Here is a 16,180-nt window from a genome sequence, read left to right as displayed (position 1 = left end):
GGCGATCTGCGCTGCGCGGCCCCGGTAGGAACCAACGCGGGGCGCCACACCCACCGGCGTGCCCCCCCCGGCTTCGTCGCCTACGGTCAGAACAGCCGCAGCTTGTCGTCCTCGATGCCCCGCATCGCGTCGTAGTCCAGGACCAGGCAGCCGATGCCGCGGTCCGTCGCCAGCACCCGGGCCTGCGGCTTGATCTCCTGCGCGGCGAAGACGCCCCGCACCGGCGCGAGATGCGGGTCGCGGTTCAGCAGCTCCAGATAGCGGGTCAGCTGCTCCACGCCGTCGATGTCGCCGCGCCGCTTCAGCTCCACGGCCACCGTCTGCCCGTTCGCGTCCCGGCACAGGATGTCCACCGGGCCGATCGCGGTGGGGTACTCACGGCGGATCAGGGTGTGCCCCTCGCCGAGGATCTCGATCCGGTCCGCGAGCAGCTCCTGGAGGTGCGCTTCCACGCCGTCCTTGATGAGCCCCGGGTCGACGCCCAGCTCGTACGACGAGTCGTGGAGGACCTCCTCCATCGTGATGATCAGTTTTTCGCCCGCCTTGTTCACCACGGTCCAGACGCCCTCCTCGCCGTCGGCGCCCTCCTTCAGGGTGCACGGCGGGGACATCCAGTTGAGGGGTTTGTACGCCCGGTCGTCGGCGTGGATGGAGACGCTTCCGTCCGCCTTCACGAGGATCAGTCGGGGGGCGGAGGGCAGGTGGGCTGTGAGCCGGCCCGCGTAGTCCACGGAGCAACGGGCGATGACGAGACGCATGGTCGGCAACGCTACTCGACGACAAGGGCTCGACGCGATTTCCCCACCCGTCGCCCCTGCCACTCGGTGCACGCCGCATCGCGGCGGAGCGAGCTTGCCCCTCTTTGCGCACCTTCGTTATTGGCCGGTTGTGTTCCCAATCTCCTGGTGCGGCCCCGACTGCGCGCTTAACGTGGAAGCAGGAGGTCGCCGTCCGTGCACGCTGCGTCGTCGCCGCCCCCCTTCCCTGCCCGTAAGGCCCCGGCCACTGCCCGGGGTCGCGAGAGGAGAACCCATGTCGCTCGACGTCTCACCGGCGCTGTTGGAACAGGCCGAGCGAGGCGAGGTCGACGAAGCCGACTTCGTCGACTGCGTCCGGACCTCCCTGCCCTTCGCATGGGAGATGATCAGCTCGCTGGTGGCTCAGCTGAAGGTCGACGGTGGACAGTTCGCCGACAACCAGACGCCGCCGCCGGACGAGCAGGCTCGTGGTCAGCTGCTGCGCGCGCTCGCGAGTGATGCGATACGCGGCGCGCTGCAGCGGCACTTCGGAGTGCGCCTCGCATTCCAGAACTGCCACCGCGTCGCGGTGTTCCCGCTGGACGCCTCGGTCGACGACCGACTGGCCAAGTTCACCTCGGTGAGGGGCCAGTTGCTCAACCAGTCGCCCGAACTACGGGACTGCTGAACGCTTCTGCTGCCGTTCCGGGCCGCGGGAGGTGCAACTGGCTCCGGGGCGGCAGCTCCCGTACCACCGCACCACATGTCCCACCGTTGTCCCCGAGGGAAATACCGGCATGCGCAGGTCAGGTGAGCAGCGGCAGCACATCGGCGCCCAGCCGCCGGACGTTCTCCTCGGTCGCCGCGAGATCGCCCGATCCCTCCACCAGGAGGGCGAACCGCGTGATCCCGGTCCGCTCGGCGGTGGCCGCGAGCCGGTCGGCGGCCAGCTGCGGCGTGCCCACCGGGTGCAGCCCGCACAACAGCTCCGTGTACGCGACCGGGTCCCGCATCACGCGGTGCCTCCCGTCGACCGTGACATGGGCGTCGAGCCCCTGGCGCAGCCAGCCCGGCATCGACTTCACCAGCATCTCCGTGGCGTCCCCGGCGCCGTCCGCGATCTGGGCCACCCCGGCGGACACGTGTCCGGCACCCTCCACGACCTCGGGCGGATGGCCGGCCTCCCGGGCGGCCGTACGCCACAGGGCGACCATCTCCGCCTTCTCCTCGTCCCCGCAGTGCATGCCCAGCAGCATCGGGAGCGCCTGCCGCGCAGCCAGCCGCACCGTCTTCGGCGAGGTGCACGCCACGACGACCTCGGGCCCCGAAGCGCCGGGCCCCGTGTCCGCCGGACCCGCCAGCAGCTCGTCCGCGCGCGGCACCACCGCCACCTCGCGGAACCCGAACCGCTCGCCCCGTCCCGCGACGCGCGGCTCCCGCAGCCAGTCGAGCACCAGGCCCAGCGCCTCGGGGAAGCCGTTCTCGTACGCGTCGAGACCGCCGCCGAAGACTTCCAGGTCCACCCACGGACCGCCCCGCCCGACCCCGAGCGAGAAGCGTCCGCCGCTGGTCAGATGCAGCAGCGCGGCCTGCTCGGCGAGAGCGACCGGGTGGTGGTTGGGCAGCACGCTGACCGCCGTGCCGACCCGGATTCTGCGGGTGCGGCCCAGCAGCAGCGCGGCCAGCGTCGTCGCCGACGGGCAGACCCCGTACGGCACGAAATGGTGCTCGGCCAGCCAGACCGAGTCGAGCCCGCTCTCCTCCGCGGCCTCGGTGGACCGGACGGCCCGGTGCAGGGCCTCACCGGGCCCCTGACCCGGGAACTGGGCTGCCAGAACGAACGTTCCGATGCGCATCGCGTATTGCCTCCTTGCGGCCGACGCGTTTCTCCCCCACTGGCAACAACGTCTGACACGTGCCAAAGGCACGGTCCAGCGGGAAGTTGTTGCGATTTTCCGCTAACTCACCCCAGTGCCGTGCCGGGCCGCCCGACTGTCCGACGGTTGCCCCGAACGCCAGGCTCTAGGCTTGGGCGGACCGTGCCCGATCCGCCCCCGTGAGGTGTCCTGTGTCCCCGCGCCGTAACCGCCCCCGTGGCGGCGAGAGTCCCGACGAACGCCCCGGCCCGGCGCCCGGCAGGTACGGCGGGGGAGGGGCCACCGAGAGCTGGCAGGGCGAGGAGTGGTCGGTGCGCCCGGTCAGCGGCGCGAGCGCCCAGGGCAAGAGGTACCGCTGCCCCGGCTGCGACCAGGAGATCCCCTCCGGGGTCCCGCACCTGGTGACGTGGCCCGAGTTCGGCGGCATCGACGACCGCAGACACTGGCACAAGGCCTGCTGGAACGCGAAGGACCGCCGCACCACCAGGGTGCAGCGGTCCCGGAACGCGCCGCGCCACTGAGGGCGCGCCCCGCTCCTCAGACGTCGCGGTGGTTCAGTATCGAGACCGCCCCGGCCATGACCAGGACGGCCAGGCCCAGCATCAGCGGCAGCGGCTCCCAGCCGGTCGGGCCGGTACCGGTCATCGTGGTGCCGTACAGCGCGCCGAACTGGTTGGGGATCGAGTAGTCGACCAGGAAGCGCTGGAGGCCCCGCAGGTCTTCGGCGAACATGAACATCGCGAGGACCAGCGGCAGCAGCACCACGCCGATCATGATGGTGATCGCGCCCGCCGAGTGCCGCACGATCGCGCCGATCCCGAGCGACAGCAGGCCGAGGGACGCGACGTAGAGCCCGACCCCGACCGTGCCGCGCAGCCAATCGCCGACCGAGGCGGGGGCGCCGTCCAGGATCAGGGTCTGGAGCCCCGCCACCACCGCGGCGGTCACCGTCGTGACGACGAAGGCCAGCGAGAAGAAGACGATCGCCTTCGCCGTGAGCACCCGCGCCCGGCTCGGGCACGCCGTCAGCGTCGTACGGATCATGCCGGTGCCGTACTCGGAGCCGATGGTCAGCACCCCGAGCGTGATCACGCAGATCGAGCCCAGCAGCACCCCGAAGAAGCCGAGGGCCAGGGCCGGCTCGCCCGCGAGGTTGCCGTCGTTCATCGCCAGCAGCAACGCGGTGCCGATCCCGATCGTCAGCATCAGCACCACCATCACGCCGAGCGTCCATACCGTGGCGCGTACGGAACGGATCTTGGTCCACTCCGAGGCGACCGCGTCACCGAGGGTGGCGGGCCGGATCGGGATCGGCGACTCGTAGGAGCCCAGCAGGTCGGCTTCCGGCGCCTGCCGGCGGTCCTGCGGGGTGGCCGGCGTCGTCATCTCGGGTCCTTGCTCGTCTGCTCTCCGCCCGGGATGGCGGAAGAGGGCTCTGCGGCGGGGGCCGGCATGGGCGTGGGCGTGGCGGCCGGGGCGGGGCGTGGACCGGGCGGCGGCGGGGCGTACCAGCCCTCCTGCGGCACCTCCACCGGCTCGACGGGCAGATCGGCGTGGCCGCCGAGGGGATTCCCGTACGGGTCCAGGGGCACGGGCTCCGCGAGCCCCGCCTTGGCGTCGTCCGTCGAGCGGTAGTCCACCAGGCCCTGCGTGAGGCGCATGTACGCCTCCTCCAGGGACGCCTGGTGGGGGGACAGCTCCCAGAGCCGTACGTCGCACTTGTGGGCCAGGTCGCTGATCCTCGGCAGCGGCAGCCCGGTGACCCGCAGGGCCCCGCCCGGCTCCGACAGCACCCGGCCGCCCGCCTCGATGAGCGTGGCCGTCAGCTTCTGCCGGTCCTCGGGGCCGCCCTCGGGCACCCGGACCCGGGCGAAGTCGGCGGAGTTGGCGGAGATGAAGTCGGTGACGCTCATGTCGGAGAGCAGCCGGCCGCGCCCGATCACGATCAGATGGTCGGCGGTCAGGGCCATCTCGCTCATCAGGTGGGACGAGACGAAGACCGTGCGCCCCTCGGCGGCCAGCGACTTCATCAGATTGCGGACCCAGTGGATGCCCTCCGGGTCGAGACCGTTGACCGGCTCGTCGAACAGGAGCACCTGCGGGTCGCCGAGGAGAGCCGCCGCGATCCCGAGCCGCTGTCCCATGCCGAGCGAGAAGCCGCTGGAGCGCCGTTTGGCGACGTCCCTCAGGCCGACGACGCCCAGCACCTCGTCGACCCGGGCCGCCGGGATACCGGCCAGCTGGGCCAGGGACAGCAGGTGGTTGCGTGCGCTGCGGCCGCCGTGCACGCCCTTGGCGTCCAGCAGCGCGCCGACCTGGCGCGGTGCGTTCGGCAGGCTGCGGTAGGGGTGGCCGCCGATGGTGACGTGACCCGCGGTGGGGCGGTCCAGGCCGAGGATCATGCGCATGGTCGTGGACTTGCCCGACCCGTTGGGACCGAGGAATCCGGTGACGGCTCCGGGCCGCACCTGGAAGGAAAGGTCGTCCACGGCCGTCTTCGCACCGTAGCGCTTGGTCAGGCCGACTGCCTCGATCATTCTCCAGCCCCATCGACTCACTCTGTCGTTCGGGGCTCGGGCCACCCGGCCGCGCACCCCCGTAAGAGTTAGGAGGATAACCAGGCACTGACGGTTCCGGCCAAGTTGCGCACAGCCCGCGACCGGGCCGTCACGGACCCTAGGCGTCCCGCTTCTTCAGGACCAGGAAGCCGCCGAGCAGCGCGGCCAGCACCCACAGCACCATGATCCCGAGCCCGGCCCAGGGCCCGTAAGGAGCCGGATCGGTGTTCATCGCCTCCGGAACGACCTGCATGATCTTCGACCCGGCCTGGTCGGGGAAGTACTGGGCGACGTCCTTGGCCCCCGGCACCGCCGCGAGGATCTGCGAGACCAGGAAGAAGAACGGCATCAGGATGCCGAGCGACAGCATGGAGCTGCGCAGCATCGCGGCCACCCCCATGGAGAAGATCGCGATCAGCCCCATGTAGAGCCCGCCGCCGACGACCGCCCGCAGCACGTTCTCCGCGCCCAGGTCGGTGCCCCGGTCGCCGAGCATGGCCTGGCCGAGGAAGAACGTGACGAAGCTGGTGAGCAGCCCGACGACGAGGGCCAGCACACCGGCCACCGTGATCTTGCTGAGGAGGAAGGTCGCGCGCTGGGGCACCGCCGCCAGCGAGGTGCGGATCATGCCGGAGCTGTACTCCGTGCCGACCACGAGCACGCCGAACACGACCATCGCGAGCTGGCCGAGAATGGTCCCGGAGAAGCTGACGAAGGTCGGGTCGAACGTGGCCTGCTCGGCCTCGGAGAGGTCGTCGAACGTGGCGTTCAGCAGGGCGCTCAGCGCCGCGCCCATCACGACCGTGACGGCGAACGCGCAGAAGAGGGTCCAGGTGGTCGAGGAGACCGACCGGATCTTGGTCCATTCCGAGGTGAGAACCGCGGGTACCGATGCCATGGTCGTCACGCCCCCTTGCCGTCGGTGCCGTCAGTGCCGTCGGTGCTGTCGGTGGCGGCGGGCTTGTTCCAGGTCTCGCCCCAGCCGGCCCCCACCGCGGGTGGTTCGGCCGCCGGATCCCGCTCCGAGTGGGCGTGGTACTCCACCGAACCGGCGGTCATCTGCATGAACGCCTCCTCCAGCGAGGCCCGCTGGGGACTCAGCTCGTGCAGCACCACCTGGTGCCGGGCCGCCAGCTCGCCCAGCTCCTCGGTCGTGGCGCCGTCGATCTCCAGGACGCCGCCCGCCGTCTCGACGGGGGTGAAGCCCTCCTGGTGCAGCACGTCGCGCAGCTGTTCCTGTTGCGGGGAGCGCAGCCGCGTGTAACTGCGGGAGTTCTCGTGGATGAAGTCCGCCATCGAGGTGTCGGCGAGCAGCTTGCCCTGGCCGATCACGATCAAATGGTCGGCGGTCAGCGCCATTTCGCTCATCAGGTGGGACGAGACGAAGATCGTCCGGCCCTCCGAGGCGAGCGCCTTCATCAGATTGCGGATCCAGTGGATGCCCTCGGGGTCCAGTCCGTTGACCGGCTCGTCGAACATCAGGATCTCGGGATCGCCCAGCAACGCGGACGCGATGCCGAGCCGCTGGCCCATGCCGAGGGAGAAGCCCTTGGACTTCTTCTTCGCCACCGCGCTCAGCCCGACCATGTCGAGCACCTCGTCGACCCGGCTGCTCGGGATGCGATTGCTCTGCGCCAGGCACAGCAGGTTGTTGTACGCGCTACGACCGCCGTGCATCGCCTTGGCGTCGAGGAGCGCCCCGATGTACTTCAGAGGTTCCTGGAGTTCGCGGTAGTGCTTGCCGTCGATGCGCACCGTACCGCTGGTCGCGTGGTCGAGATCGAGCATCATCCGCATCGTGGTGGACTTGCCCGCCCCGTTCGGACCGAGAAAGCCGGTCACGATGCCCGGCCTGACCTGAAACGACAGATGATCGACGGCGATCTTGCTGCCGAACCGTTTGGTGAGTCCCTCGAGCTCGATCATGCGCACACGCTAGAACGCCCGAGCGCCCGGCGCCACCACAAAGGCGGAACCGGGCGCACACGGGGGTACGGCGGGTACTGCGGTGCCCGCGGGGGATCAGCGGGTCTGCTGGGCCGGGACACCGCGGGTGGCGGGCTCGTCCTCCACCGGGGTGCCGGCGGCGGCCACGGCGGCGCCGGTCAGCGTCGCCAGCATCTCGCGGACGTTGGTCAGCTGCGCGTTGATCGAGTCGCGGCGGTTGGTGAGCGCCGCCAGCTCGCGCTCCGATTCGCTGCGGATCCGGTCGGCCTTGGCGTTGGCGTCGGCGACGATGTCCTCGGCCTGACGCTGGGCGGTCTCCACCGTCTGGCGGGCCCGGCGCTCGGCGTCCGTACGGAGCTTCTCGGCCTCCAGGCGGAGCTGCTCGGCGCGGTGCTCGATCTCGGCGAGACGCTTCTCGGCCTTGGCCTGACGGGACGCGAGGTCGCGCTCCGACTGCTCACGGCGCTTGGCGAGGTTGGTCTCGAAGTCGGCCGCGGCCTGGGCGGCCTTGGCGCGGGTCTCCTCGAAGAGGGCGTCGGCCTCCTCACGCTTCTGCTGGGCGTCCTTCTGTGCGTCGGAGCGCAGCGTGTTCGCCTCGCCCTGGGCCTTCTCGACGATGCGGACGCCCTCGTCCTCGGCCTTCGCCTTGCGCTCGGCGGCGAACGACTCGGCGTCGTTGCGCACCTGCTGGGCCGCCGACTCGGCGAGCTCGCGGTGCTGCTCCGCCGCGCGGCGGGCCTCCTCGCGCAGGTCCTTGGCCTCCTCCTCGGCGAGGCGGAGAATCTTCTCGACACGGGCGCCGAGACCGGCGTACGACGGCTCTGCGTCGTTGACCTGGGCCTGGGCGTTCTGCGTTTCGAGGTGCAGCTCCTCGATGCGCTTTTCCAGAGAGGTGATTCGGGCCAGGGCACTGTCACGGTCGGCGATCAGCTTGGCGATGCGGTCGTCCACCTGACCGCGGTCGTAGCCACGTCGCACGTGCTCGAAGCCGAAGGGGGAGGAAGGGTCACTCATGGGGTTCCTGTCGAATGAGACCGGTGAGGTGATAGAGGGAATCCTAGGGGCCATAGCGGCGTGTCAGCGTGAAGATGCCGGTTTGATCTGGAGAATGACACCCCTTTTGAGTGGCTGACCCCCGGAGTGCTTGTCACTGAGAGGGTTGAATGTCCATGACGAAGCACGGCACACCGCGGATCGTGGACCGCTCCGGGACACCGCGGACCGGTCACCGTTCGGACGGCTTGCCCCCCGATCGCGTGCCCGCCGCCGCCGGAGCCTTGGCGCCCCCGGAACCGCCGGCGGGTTTCCCGCCCCCGGTCGGAGTCTCGAAAGACTCCAACGCTTCGAGCACGTCCTGGACACGGGAGATCTCCGCATTGATGTCCTCGCGCCTGCGCACCAGGACGTCCAGCTCGCGTTTGCCCTCGTCGACCGTCTGCTTCGCCTCGGCCTCGGCGTCCGCGCGCAGCTTCTCCGCCTCGCGGATCAGCCCGGCCTTCTTGGTCTCGGCTTCCTTCAGCAGCGACTCGGCCCGTTTCACCGCGGCGATACGGACCTTGCTCGCCTCCGAATTGGCCTCCGCCATCAGCTCCTTGGCCTTCGCCTCGGCCTCGTCGCGCTGCTCGGTCGCCGCCTTCATGAGGTTGTCGACGCGCTCGCCGGCGGTCTTCATCTGCTCGGACGTCTCCCGGCGGGCCCGCTCGTGCAGCTCCTCGATCTCGCTCTCCAGCCGGGCCCGCAGCTCCTCGGCCCGCTCCCGGATCTGCGTCGCGTCACGCCGGGCGCCGACCAGCAGTTCGTCCGCGTCGGTCCGGGCGCGCTCCACCAGGGTGTTGCCCTCGACGGTCGCCTCCGAGGTGATGCGCGCGGCCTCCTTGCGGGCCGCGCCGACCATCGTGTCGGACTGCCCCTCGGCCTCGGTGGCCGTACGCAGCGCCTCTTCCCGCGCCTTGTTGATGAGCTGGTCCGCCTGCTCGGCCGCGTCCGCCCGGCGCTTGGCCGCCGCCTCGCGCGCCTCGTCCAGCACCCGGTCCGCCTCCTGGCGGGCCCCCGAGCCAAGCTCCTCCGCCGCCGACTCCGCCTCGTCGCGCAGCCGTTCGGCCTCCTCGTGGGCGCGGGCCGCGTGCTCCTGCGCGGAACCGAGCCGCTCCGCCGCCTCGTTGCGCAGCCGCTCGGACTCGGCGGTCGCCTCGGCCAGCATCCGGTCCGCCTTCTCGGTGGACTCCGTCCGGCGGCGGTTGGCCTCCGTGGTGGCCTCGACGACGAGCTGCTCGGAGGCCTGGGCCGCCTCGGTGCGGATGCGTTCGCTCTCGGTGGTCGACTCACCGATCAGCAGGTCCGACTGGGCCGCCGCCTCCGAGCGGATCCGGTTGGCGTCCTGCCGGGCCTCGGCACGGGCGCGCGAGGCGTCCTGCTCCGCCGACGCCAGGGCGTCGGACGCCTCGGTGCGCATCCGCTGGCTGTACTCGCCGGTGTCCGCGCGCAGCCGCTCCGACTCCGTGATCGCCTCGGAGACCGTCCGCTCGGCCAGCGCCTTCGCGGCCTCGCTCTCCCCGTGCGCCTCCTGCCGGAGCCGGGCCGCCTCCTCGTTCGCCTCCTGGCGCAGCCGGACCGCGTCCTCCGAGGCCCGCTCCCGCTCCGCGTGCGCGTCGGCGCGGACCCGGTCCGCCTCCTCCTGCGCCTCGTTACGGGTGCGCTCCGCGGCATGCTCCGCCGTCGAACGCAGCCCGGTGATCTCCTCCTCGGCCTGCTCGTGCAGACCCGCGACCGAGTCCCGTACCTGCTGGGCGGTCTGCTCGGCCGCCGAGACCAGCTCGGTCGCCCGGGCGTCCGCCTCCTCGACCAGCCGGTGCGCCTCGGCCTCCGCGTCCTCGACCCGCTTGCGGGCGGAGGCGAGCAGCTCCTCGCTCTGCTCGCGGGCCCGCTCGCGCTCCTGCTCCGCTTCGGTCCGGGCCGCGCCGAGGATCTCCTCGGCCTCCCGGCGGCGGCGCGTGGCCTCCTCCTGGGCGGCGGCCAGCGCCTCGGCGGCCTCCGCGGCGACCCGCTCGGCGGCGGCCGCGGCCTCCGCGCGCACCCGGTCGGCGCTCTCCTGCGCCTCGGACCTGAGCCGCTCCGCCTCCGTGGCCGCCTCGCTGCGCAGCCGTACGGCGACGTTCTCGCCCTCGGCACGGGACTCGGCCGCGTCGGCGGCGGCCTCGTCGCGCAGCCGCTCGGCCTCCGCCCCGGCCTGCTCGGTCAGCGCCCGTACCCGCTCGGCGGCCTCGGCGCGCTGCCGCTCCGCCTCCTCGTTCGTCTCGCGGCGGATCCGCTCGGCCTCGGTCCGGGCCTCGCCGAGCGCCTCCTCGGCGGCGGCGAGCCTGGCCTCGGCCTCGGTGTGCAGCCGGGTCAGCTCGTCGGCGGCCTCGGCCTGCCGGGCGGCGACGCCGCGCTCGGTCTCCTCGCGCAGCTCGGCCGCGGCCCGCTCGGCCGCCTCCGTGACGGCCGCCGCCTGCTCCTCGGCCTCGGCCCGCAGCGTCTCGGCCTCGGCCCGGGTGCGCTCCAGCGTCTCCTCGGCCTGCTTGCGCAGGGTCGCGGCCCGCTCGGCGGCCTCGGCGCGGATGCGCTCGCTCTCGCCGTTCGCCTTGGTGCGCAGCTCGTCCGCGTCGGAGCGGGCCTTGGTGAGCAGCTCCTCGGCGGTGCGGGCGCCCTCCTCCAGCTGCTGGACCGCCTCGCGGCGGGCCTCGCCCCGGATCCGCTCGCCCTCGGCGACCGCCTCGGAGCGCAGCTGCTCGGCCTCGCCGCGCAGCCGGCGGGCCTCCTCCTGGAGCTCGACCGTCTTGGCCCGGTACTCCTTGGTGTCGTCCTTGGCCGCGCCCTTGAGCTCGTCGGCCTGCTCGGCGGCCTCGCCGCGCAGCCGGTCCGCCTCGGCCTCCGCCTCCCGGCGGATCCGCTCGGCCTCCTCGCTCGCCGCCCTCGTGGTCGACTTCGCGTCCTCGGAGGCCTTGGTGAGCACCTCCTCGGCGCTGCGGGCCGCCTTCGCCAGCTGGGCGGCGGCGTCCTCGGCGGCGACCGTACGGGCCTTCTCGCCCGCCTCGGCGACCAGCCGCTCCGCCTCGGCCCGGGCGTCGACGAGGGCCTGCTCGGCCTCCTCCTTCAGCGCCTCGGTGCTCTTGGTGGCCTCGCCGACCAGCCGGGCGATCTCCGACTTGGCCGTACGGGTGCGCTGTTCGTTCTGCGACTCGGCGGCGGCCAGCTGCTTGCCGGCGGCCTCCTTCGCCTCGGAGAGGACCTTCTCGGCCTCCAGGCGGGACTCGCGCAGCCGGGTCTCCGCCTCCGAGAGGCGCTGCTCGGCGGTGCGGTTCAGCTCGGCGGTCTGCCGGCGGGTCTGGTCGGTCTCCGCGGTCGTGCTGGAGCGCAGCTGCTCCGCGTGGCTGGTGGCCTCCTGCGCCTGGGTGGAGGCGGCCCCGAGCAGGCGCTCGGCGTCCTTGCGGGCGCGCAGCAGGATCGCTTCGGCTTCGGTCCTGGCGGTCTCGGTCTCCGAGCCGGTCCGCCGACGGGTCTCCTCCGCCAGCCGGGCGGCCTCGTCGCGGGCCGCGGCCAGCGCCTGTTCGGCCTCGGCGCGGGACTCCTCCAGCAGCCGGCGGGCCTGCGACTCGGTGCGGGCGCGCAGCTGTTCGGCCCAGGCGACGTTCTCGTTGACATGCGACTCGACGGTCTGGCGGCGTTCCGCCAGCTCCTGGTCGAGCCGCTGCCTGCGCTGAACGGCCTCGGTGTGCAACTCGGCCTGGAGGCGCGCCTGGTGCTCGGCGTGCTCCTGCAGGATCCGCTGCGTCTGGGCCCGGGCCTCGCGCAGCTCGCGCTCGGCGTCGCTGCGCATCTGCTCGGCCTGGACCTGCGCGTTCCGCAGCATCTGCTCGGCCTGGTAGCCCATGTCCGCGCTGTCGTAGGCGGGACGGGTCGCGAGATTGCGCCGGGCCTCGTGCAGCTTGGCGCGCAAGACCTCGACCTGGTAACCGAGGTCCTCGGCGTGCTGGACGGCCTTCTCCCGGTCGGTCTTCAGCCGGTCCATCTCGGCTTCGAACCGCGAGAGATGGTCGTCTTCAGCTCGGTGGCTCTCCTGGCGTTCGTAGCCCCGCACTGCGCGGTCCCATCCTTCCCCGAGCTCTCACACTCTTCGAGCAGGGGAGACCCCAACCCTGGTCGTAACTCTGCACACGGGGGGCTCGCCGACGAGCGGTCCCCCGGGGAATGGTGACAGACAAACGACGAGGACGCGGTACGGCCCCGACCCGGCCCCGGCCCGGAACCGCCCACTCTACCGGGCCGGGTATGCGGAGGTCAGTGCTCCGTCCGGCTCGTGACCAGTTCGGTGAGGACACCGTGGCAGTCCTTGGGGTGCAGGAACGTGATCCGGGACCCCATGGACCCCGTCCTGGGCTCGTCGTACAGCACCCGGACGCCCTTCTCGCGGATGTCCGCGGCGTCCCCGTCCACGTCCTCCGTACCGAAGGCGATGTGGTGCACGCCTTCCCCGTTCTTCGCCAGCCACTTGCCCACGGCCGAGTCCTCCCGGGTGGGCTCCAGGAGCTGGAGGTAGGAAGCCCCGCCGTCCGAGGTCTCGTTGATCTTGAGCATGGCCTCCCGGACGCCCTGCTCCTCGTTGATCTCCGAGTGGAACACCTCGAACCCGTACGTGGCACGGTAGAACTCGACCGTCTTGTCCAGGTCGAAACAGGCGATCCCGATGTGATCGATGCGCGTCAACATGGATTCAGCATGGATCGAGTGCCGCGCTCCCGCCATGGTTACGCAACGTGCGCGCCGTCACACCGGTAGCCGGATGACGGGCGCGGTACCGCTCAGTACATTCAGGTAAACCCTCGTTCACATCCGATCCCAAGGGGCCGTGCCCATGCCAGCAACGACCGGTACCACCACCTCAGTGATCGTCGCGGGCGCCCGGACGCCCATGGGCCGTCTCCTCGGCTCCCTGAAGAGCTTCTCCGCCGCCGAGCTCGGTGGCGCGGCGATCAAGGCGGCCCTGGACCGGGCCGGCATCGGCGGTGACCAGGTCCAGTACGTGATCATGGGCCAGGTGCTCACGGCCGGCGCGGGCCAGATTCCCGCCCGGCAGGCCGCGATCAAGGCCGGCATCCCGATGAACGTCCCCGCGCTCACCGTCAACAAGGTGTGCCTGTCCGGGCTCGACGCCATCGCGCTGGCCGACCAGCTCATCCGCGCCGGGGAGTTCGACGTGGTGGTCGCGGGCGGCCAGGAGTCCATGACCAACGCCCCGCACCTGCTCCCGAAGTCCCGTGAGGGCTACAAGTACGGCGCGATCGAGATGCTGGACTCGATGGCGTACGACGGTCTCACCGACGCCCACGAGAACATCCCGATGGGCGAGTCCACCGAGAAGCACAACGGGCGTCTCGGTCTCGACCGCGCCGCCCAGGACGAGATCGGCGCGCTCTCCCACCAGCGGGCCGCCGCCGCCCAGAAGAACGGCCTCTTCGAGGCGGAGATCACCCCGGTCGAGATCCCGCAGCGCAAGGGCGACCCGGTCCTCTTCTCGCAGGACGAGGGCATCCGCGCCGAGACGACCGTGGAGACCCTCGGCAAGCTGCGCCCCGCCTTCGCCAAGGACGGCACGATCACCGCCGGCACCTCCTCGCAGATCTCCGACGGCGCCGCCGCGGTCGTCGTGATGAGCAAGGCCAGGGCCGAGGAGCTGGGCCTGGAGTGGATCGCGGAGATCGGCGCCCACGGCAACGTCGCCGGCCCCGACAACTCCCTCCAGTCGCAGCCCTCCAACGCGATCCGGCACGCCCTGAAGAAGGACGGCCTCGCGGTCGAGGACCTCGACCTGATCGAGATCAACGAGGCGTTCGCGGCCGTCGCCGTCCAGTCCATGAAGGACCTGGGCGTCACCTCGGACAAGGTCAACGTCAACGGCGGCGCGATCGCGCTCGGCCACCCCATCGGGATGTCCGGCGCCCGGGTCGTCCTGCACCTGGCCCTGGAGCTGAAGCGGCGCGGCGGCGGCACCGGCGCGGCGGCGCTGTGCGGCGGCGGCGGTCAGGGCGACGCGCTGATCATCCGCGTTCCGGGCAAGTAGCACGTACGGGTAACGGGCAAGGCGAACGGAGCGGTGAACGTGGACGTGGACGTCCCCACGCTGGTCGAGCAGGCGCGAGCAGGCAGGCCGCGTGCGGTGGCCCGGCTGATCTCGCTGGTGGAGGGGGCGTCCCCGCAGCTGCGCGAGGTGATGGCCGCGCTGGCGCCGCTGGCGGGCCACGCCTACGTCGTCGGGCTCACGGGCTCGCCGGGCGTCGGCAAGTCCACCTCCACCTCGGCCCTGGTCTCCGCCTACCGCCGGGCGGGCAAACGGGTCGGCGTGCTCGCCGTCGACCCGTCCTCGCCGTTCTCCGGCGGGGCGCTGCTGGGCGACCGGGTCCGGATGTCGGACCACGCGTCCGACCCGGGCGTCTACATCCGCTCGATGGCGACCCGGGGCCACCTGGGCGGCCTCGCCTGGTCCGCGCCGCAGGCCATCCGCGTCCTCGACGCGGCGGGCTGCGACGTGGTCCTCGTCGAGACGGTCGGCGTCGGCCAGTCCGAGGTGGAGATCGCCTCCCAGGCGGACACCTCCGTTGTGCTGCTGGCCCCGGGCATGGGCGACGGCATCCAGGCGGCGAAGGCCGGAATCCTGGAGATCGGCGACGTCTACGTGGTCAACAAGGCCGACCGCGACGGCGCGGACGCCACCGCCCGCGAGCTGAACCACATGCTGGGCCTGGGGGAGTCCCGGGGCCCCGGCGACTGGCGCCCCCCGATCGTGAAGACCGTCGCCGCCCGGGGCCAGGGCACGGACGAGGTCGTCGAGGCCCTGGAGAAGCACCGCGCCTGGATGGAGGAGCACGGCGTCCTGGCCGAGCGCCGCACCGCCCGCGCCGCCCACGAGGTCGAGACGATCGCGGTCACCGCGCTCCGCGAGAAGATCGCCGACCTCCGCGGCGACCGCCGCCTGCACGCCCTGGCGGAACGCATCGTCGCGGGAAGCCTGGACCCGTACGCGGCGGCGGACGAGCTGGTGGCGGGGCTGACGGGCGGTTCGTGAGCGCCTGAGCGCGTGCTGAAGGCCCCCGGAGCGGGGTGTGTGCCTGCTCCGGGGGCCTTCTCGGGTACGGGGCCGCGTACGGGCTCCCGTCAGTCGTCGTCGCCGTCCCGGTCATCGCGGTCGTTCCGGTCGTCGCCCTGGTCGTTCCGGTCGTCCGCGCGGTCGTCCTGGTCGTCGTCGTCGCCGTCGTCGTCGCGGTCCACGGTGACCTTGCCGGTCTTCGCGTCCACGCGCAGCTCGTGCTGCTTGCCGTCCTTGCCGTCGACGTCCACGTCCCAGCGCAGGACGTTGCTCCGGCTGCCGTTGTCGTCATCGTCGTCGTCCAGGTCGATGGACGTGACGCTGCCCGGCGCGGTCTTCAGGGCGGCCGCGGCCGCCTCGTTGAGGGTGACGGCGGAGGAGCGGGGCGCGTGGTCGTCGCGGTCGTCGTTGTCGTCGTCGCGGGTCTTCAGGACCTTGCCGGAGGTGGCGTCCACCGTGACGTCGTGCCACTTCTTGTCGGAGCCGCGGAGGTCCAGCTCCCAGACCGCCCGGCCGTCGTGGTCGTCGTCGTCCCGGTCGAGACCGGCCTCGGTGACCGTGCCCGGGACGCTCTTCAGGGCGGCGGCGACGGCCTGGTCGAGCGAGATCCGGGCGCTCTTCGCGGCGGCCGGGGCCCGGTCGTCGGTGCGGTCGTCGGAAGCGTCGTCCGTACGGTCGTCCGAGGCATCGGTGTCCGCGAGGCTCACGGTGCTCGCGCTCCGGGTGGACGTACCGTCGCGGTCTCCGTCGCTGTCCGCGAAGGCGACGGTGGCGGCGGTGGTGCCGCCGATCAGAACGGCCGCGGTGATCGCTGCGATGGTGACGTTGCGCTTCATGAGGTTTCCTCCCCGAGAGGTGCTGTGCTGGTTGACGGGGTCCACACTGCCGACCCGATGCTGAACGCAGCCTGAAGCCACCTGAAGGCGTCTTCAGGTGGAGTTT

General features: G+C 71.9%; 14 protein-coding genes. 4 read left to right on the top strand and 10 right to left on the bottom strand.

Annotated elements, in window-relative coordinates; translation table 11 throughout:
* Positions 1-86 precede the first annotated feature (86 nt).
* Positions 87-758, bottom strand: a complete 672-nt coding sequence (gene nucS / locus ACFWRV_RS13975) for an endonuclease NucS (RefSeq protein WP_030579851.1) — start codon at positions 756-758, stop codon at positions 87-89.
* A gap of 274 nt (positions 759-1,032) precedes the next feature.
* On the opposite strand from nucS, the gene ACFWRV_RS13970 reads away from it, so the two are divergent.
* Positions 1,033-1,425: an SCO5389 family protein gene (locus ACFWRV_RS13970; protein ID WP_030580963.1), complete on the top strand. Its 393-nt coding sequence runs from the start codon at positions 1,033-1,035 to the stop codon at positions 1,423-1,425.
* A 118-nt stretch (positions 1,426-1,543) separates the two neighbouring features.
* Here ACFWRV_RS13970 and ACFWRV_RS13965 read toward each other — a convergent pair whose 3' ends face one another.
* Positions 1,544-2,593, bottom strand: coding sequence for an LLM class flavin-dependent oxidoreductase (locus ACFWRV_RS13965; protein ID WP_384333264.1), 1,050 nt, complete (start codon positions 2,591-2,593; stop codon positions 1,544-1,546).
* Positions 2,594-2,805: 212 nt separating this feature from the next.
* Between ACFWRV_RS13965 and ACFWRV_RS13960 the strand changes: the two genes are divergently transcribed.
* The gene (locus ACFWRV_RS13960; protein ID WP_384333261.1) at positions 2,806-3,135 is read left to right on the top strand and encodes an ATP/GTP-binding protein; all 330 of its coding nucleotides are present in this window, start codon (positions 2,806-2,808) and stop codon (positions 3,133-3,135) included.
* A gap of 16 nt (positions 3,136-3,151) precedes the next feature.
* Here the strand turns inward: ACFWRV_RS13960 and ACFWRV_RS13955 are convergent, their stop codons facing one another.
* The 7 genes from ACFWRV_RS13955 to mce form a co-directional block, all read right to left on the bottom strand.
* A complete protein-coding gene (locus ACFWRV_RS13955) occupies positions 3,152-4,000 on the bottom strand; it encodes an ABC transporter permease (protein WP_384333258.1) in 849 nt (282 codons plus the stop codon).
* Complete coding sequence (locus ACFWRV_RS13950) at positions 3,997-5,151, bottom strand: ABC transporter ATP-binding protein (protein ID WP_384333255.1); 1,155 nt, start codon at positions 5,149-5,151, stop codon at positions 3,997-3,999. The genes ACFWRV_RS13955 and ACFWRV_RS13950 overlap by 4 nt, the downstream gene beginning before the upstream one ends.
* A gap of 139 nt (positions 5,152-5,290) precedes the next feature.
* Positions 5,291-6,070 (bottom strand): ABC transporter permease subunit, encoded by a 780-nt coding sequence (locus ACFWRV_RS13945; RefSeq protein WP_384333252.1) that lies wholly within the window; start codon positions 6,068-6,070, stop codon positions 5,291-5,293.
* A gap of 5 nt (positions 6,071-6,075) precedes the next feature.
* Positions 6,076-7,098 (bottom strand): ABC transporter ATP-binding protein, encoded by a 1,023-nt coding sequence (locus ACFWRV_RS13940; RefSeq protein ID WP_384333249.1) that lies wholly within the window; start codon positions 7,096-7,098, stop codon positions 6,076-6,078.
* A 96-nt stretch (positions 7,099-7,194) separates the two neighbouring features.
* A complete protein-coding gene (locus tag ACFWRV_RS13935) occupies positions 7,195-8,133 on the bottom strand; it encodes a cellulose-binding protein (protein WP_384333246.1) in 939 nt (312 codons plus the stop codon).
* A 211-nt stretch (positions 8,134-8,344) separates the two neighbouring features.
* Positions 8,345-12,235: a polarized growth protein Scy gene (gene scy, locus ACFWRV_RS13930; protein WP_384333243.1), complete on the bottom strand. Its 3,891-nt coding sequence runs from the start codon at positions 12,233-12,235 to the stop codon at positions 8,345-8,347.
* A 200-nt stretch (positions 12,236-12,435) separates the two neighbouring features.
* Positions 12,436-12,864 carry a methylmalonyl-CoA epimerase gene (gene mce / locus ACFWRV_RS13925; RefSeq protein WP_384333240.1) on the bottom strand — a complete coding sequence of 143 codons (429 nt, stop codon included), beginning with the start codon at positions 12,862-12,864 and terminating at the stop codon, positions 12,436-12,438.
* Between the two features lie 175 nt (positions 12,865-13,039).
* Here mce and ACFWRV_RS13920 point away from each other — a divergent pair, with 175 nt between their 5' ends.
* On the top strand, positions 13,040-14,215 hold the full coding sequence (locus tag ACFWRV_RS13920) for an acetyl-CoA C-acetyltransferase (protein WP_384333367.1): 1,176 nt from the start codon (positions 13,040-13,042) through the stop codon (positions 14,213-14,215).
* Positions 14,216-14,248: 33 nt separating this feature from the next.
* The gene (gene meaB, locus ACFWRV_RS13915) at positions 14,249-15,217 is read left to right on the top strand and encodes a methylmalonyl Co-A mutase-associated GTPase MeaB (RefSeq protein ID WP_384333237.1); all 969 of its coding nucleotides are present in this window, start codon (positions 14,249-14,251) and stop codon (positions 15,215-15,217) included.
* A gap of 89 nt (positions 15,218-15,306) precedes the next feature.
* Here meaB and ACFWRV_RS13910 read toward each other — a convergent pair whose 3' ends face one another.
* Positions 15,307-16,074 carry a PepSY domain-containing protein gene (locus ACFWRV_RS13910; protein WP_384333234.1) on the bottom strand — a complete coding sequence of 256 codons (768 nt, stop codon included), beginning with the start codon at positions 16,072-16,074 and terminating at the stop codon, positions 15,307-15,309.
* Between the last annotated feature and the right edge of the window lie 106 nt (positions 16,075-16,180).

This window comes from Streptomyces sp. NPDC058576 (assembly GCF_042718715.1).
Lineage (GTDB): Bacteria > Actinomycetota > Actinomycetes > Streptomycetales > Streptomycetaceae > Streptomyces.
The sequence above is the reverse complement of the archived record's forward strand: the minus strand, read 5'-3'. Positions and strand labels throughout refer to the sequence as shown.

Bases quoted from the DNA above. Each gene is read 5' to 3' on its own strand.
- mce (WP_384333240.1), bottom strand. From the start codon at position 12,864: ATGTTGACGCGCATCGATCACATCGGGATCGCCTGTTTCGACCTGGAC.
- ACFWRV_RS13945 (WP_384333252.1), bottom strand. From the start codon at position 6,070: ATGGCATCGGTACCCGCGGTTCTCACCTCGGAATGGACCAAGATCCGG.
- ACFWRV_RS13940 (WP_384333249.1), bottom strand. From the start codon at position 7,098: ATGATCGAGCTCGAGGGACTCACCAAACGGTTCGGCAGCAAGATCGCC.
- ACFWRV_RS13955 (WP_384333258.1), bottom strand. From the start codon at position 4,000: ATGACGACGCCGGCCACCCCGCAGGACCGCCGGCAGGCGCCGGAAGCC.
- nucS (WP_030579851.1), bottom strand. From the start codon at position 758: ATGCGTCTCGTCATCGCCCGTTGCTCCGTGGACTACGCGGGCCGGCTC.
- ACFWRV_RS13950 (WP_384333255.1), bottom strand. From the start codon at position 5,151: ATGATCGAGGCAGTCGGCCTGACCAAGCGCTACGGTGCGAAGACGGCC.
- ACFWRV_RS13965 (WP_384333264.1), bottom strand. From the start codon at position 2,593: ATGCGCATCGGAACGTTCGTTCTGGCAGCCCAGTTCCCGGGTCAGGGG.
- ACFWRV_RS13970 (WP_030580963.1), top strand. From the start codon at position 1,033: ATGTCGCTCGACGTCTCACCGGCGCTGTTGGAACAGGCCGAGCGAGGC.
- ACFWRV_RS13910 (WP_384333234.1), bottom strand. From the start codon at position 16,074: ATGAAGCGCAACGTCACCATCGCAGCGATCACCGCGGCCGTTCTGATC.
- ACFWRV_RS13935 (WP_384333246.1), bottom strand. From the start codon at position 8,133: ATGAGTGACCCTTCCTCCCCCTTCGGCTTCGAGCACGTGCGACGTGGC.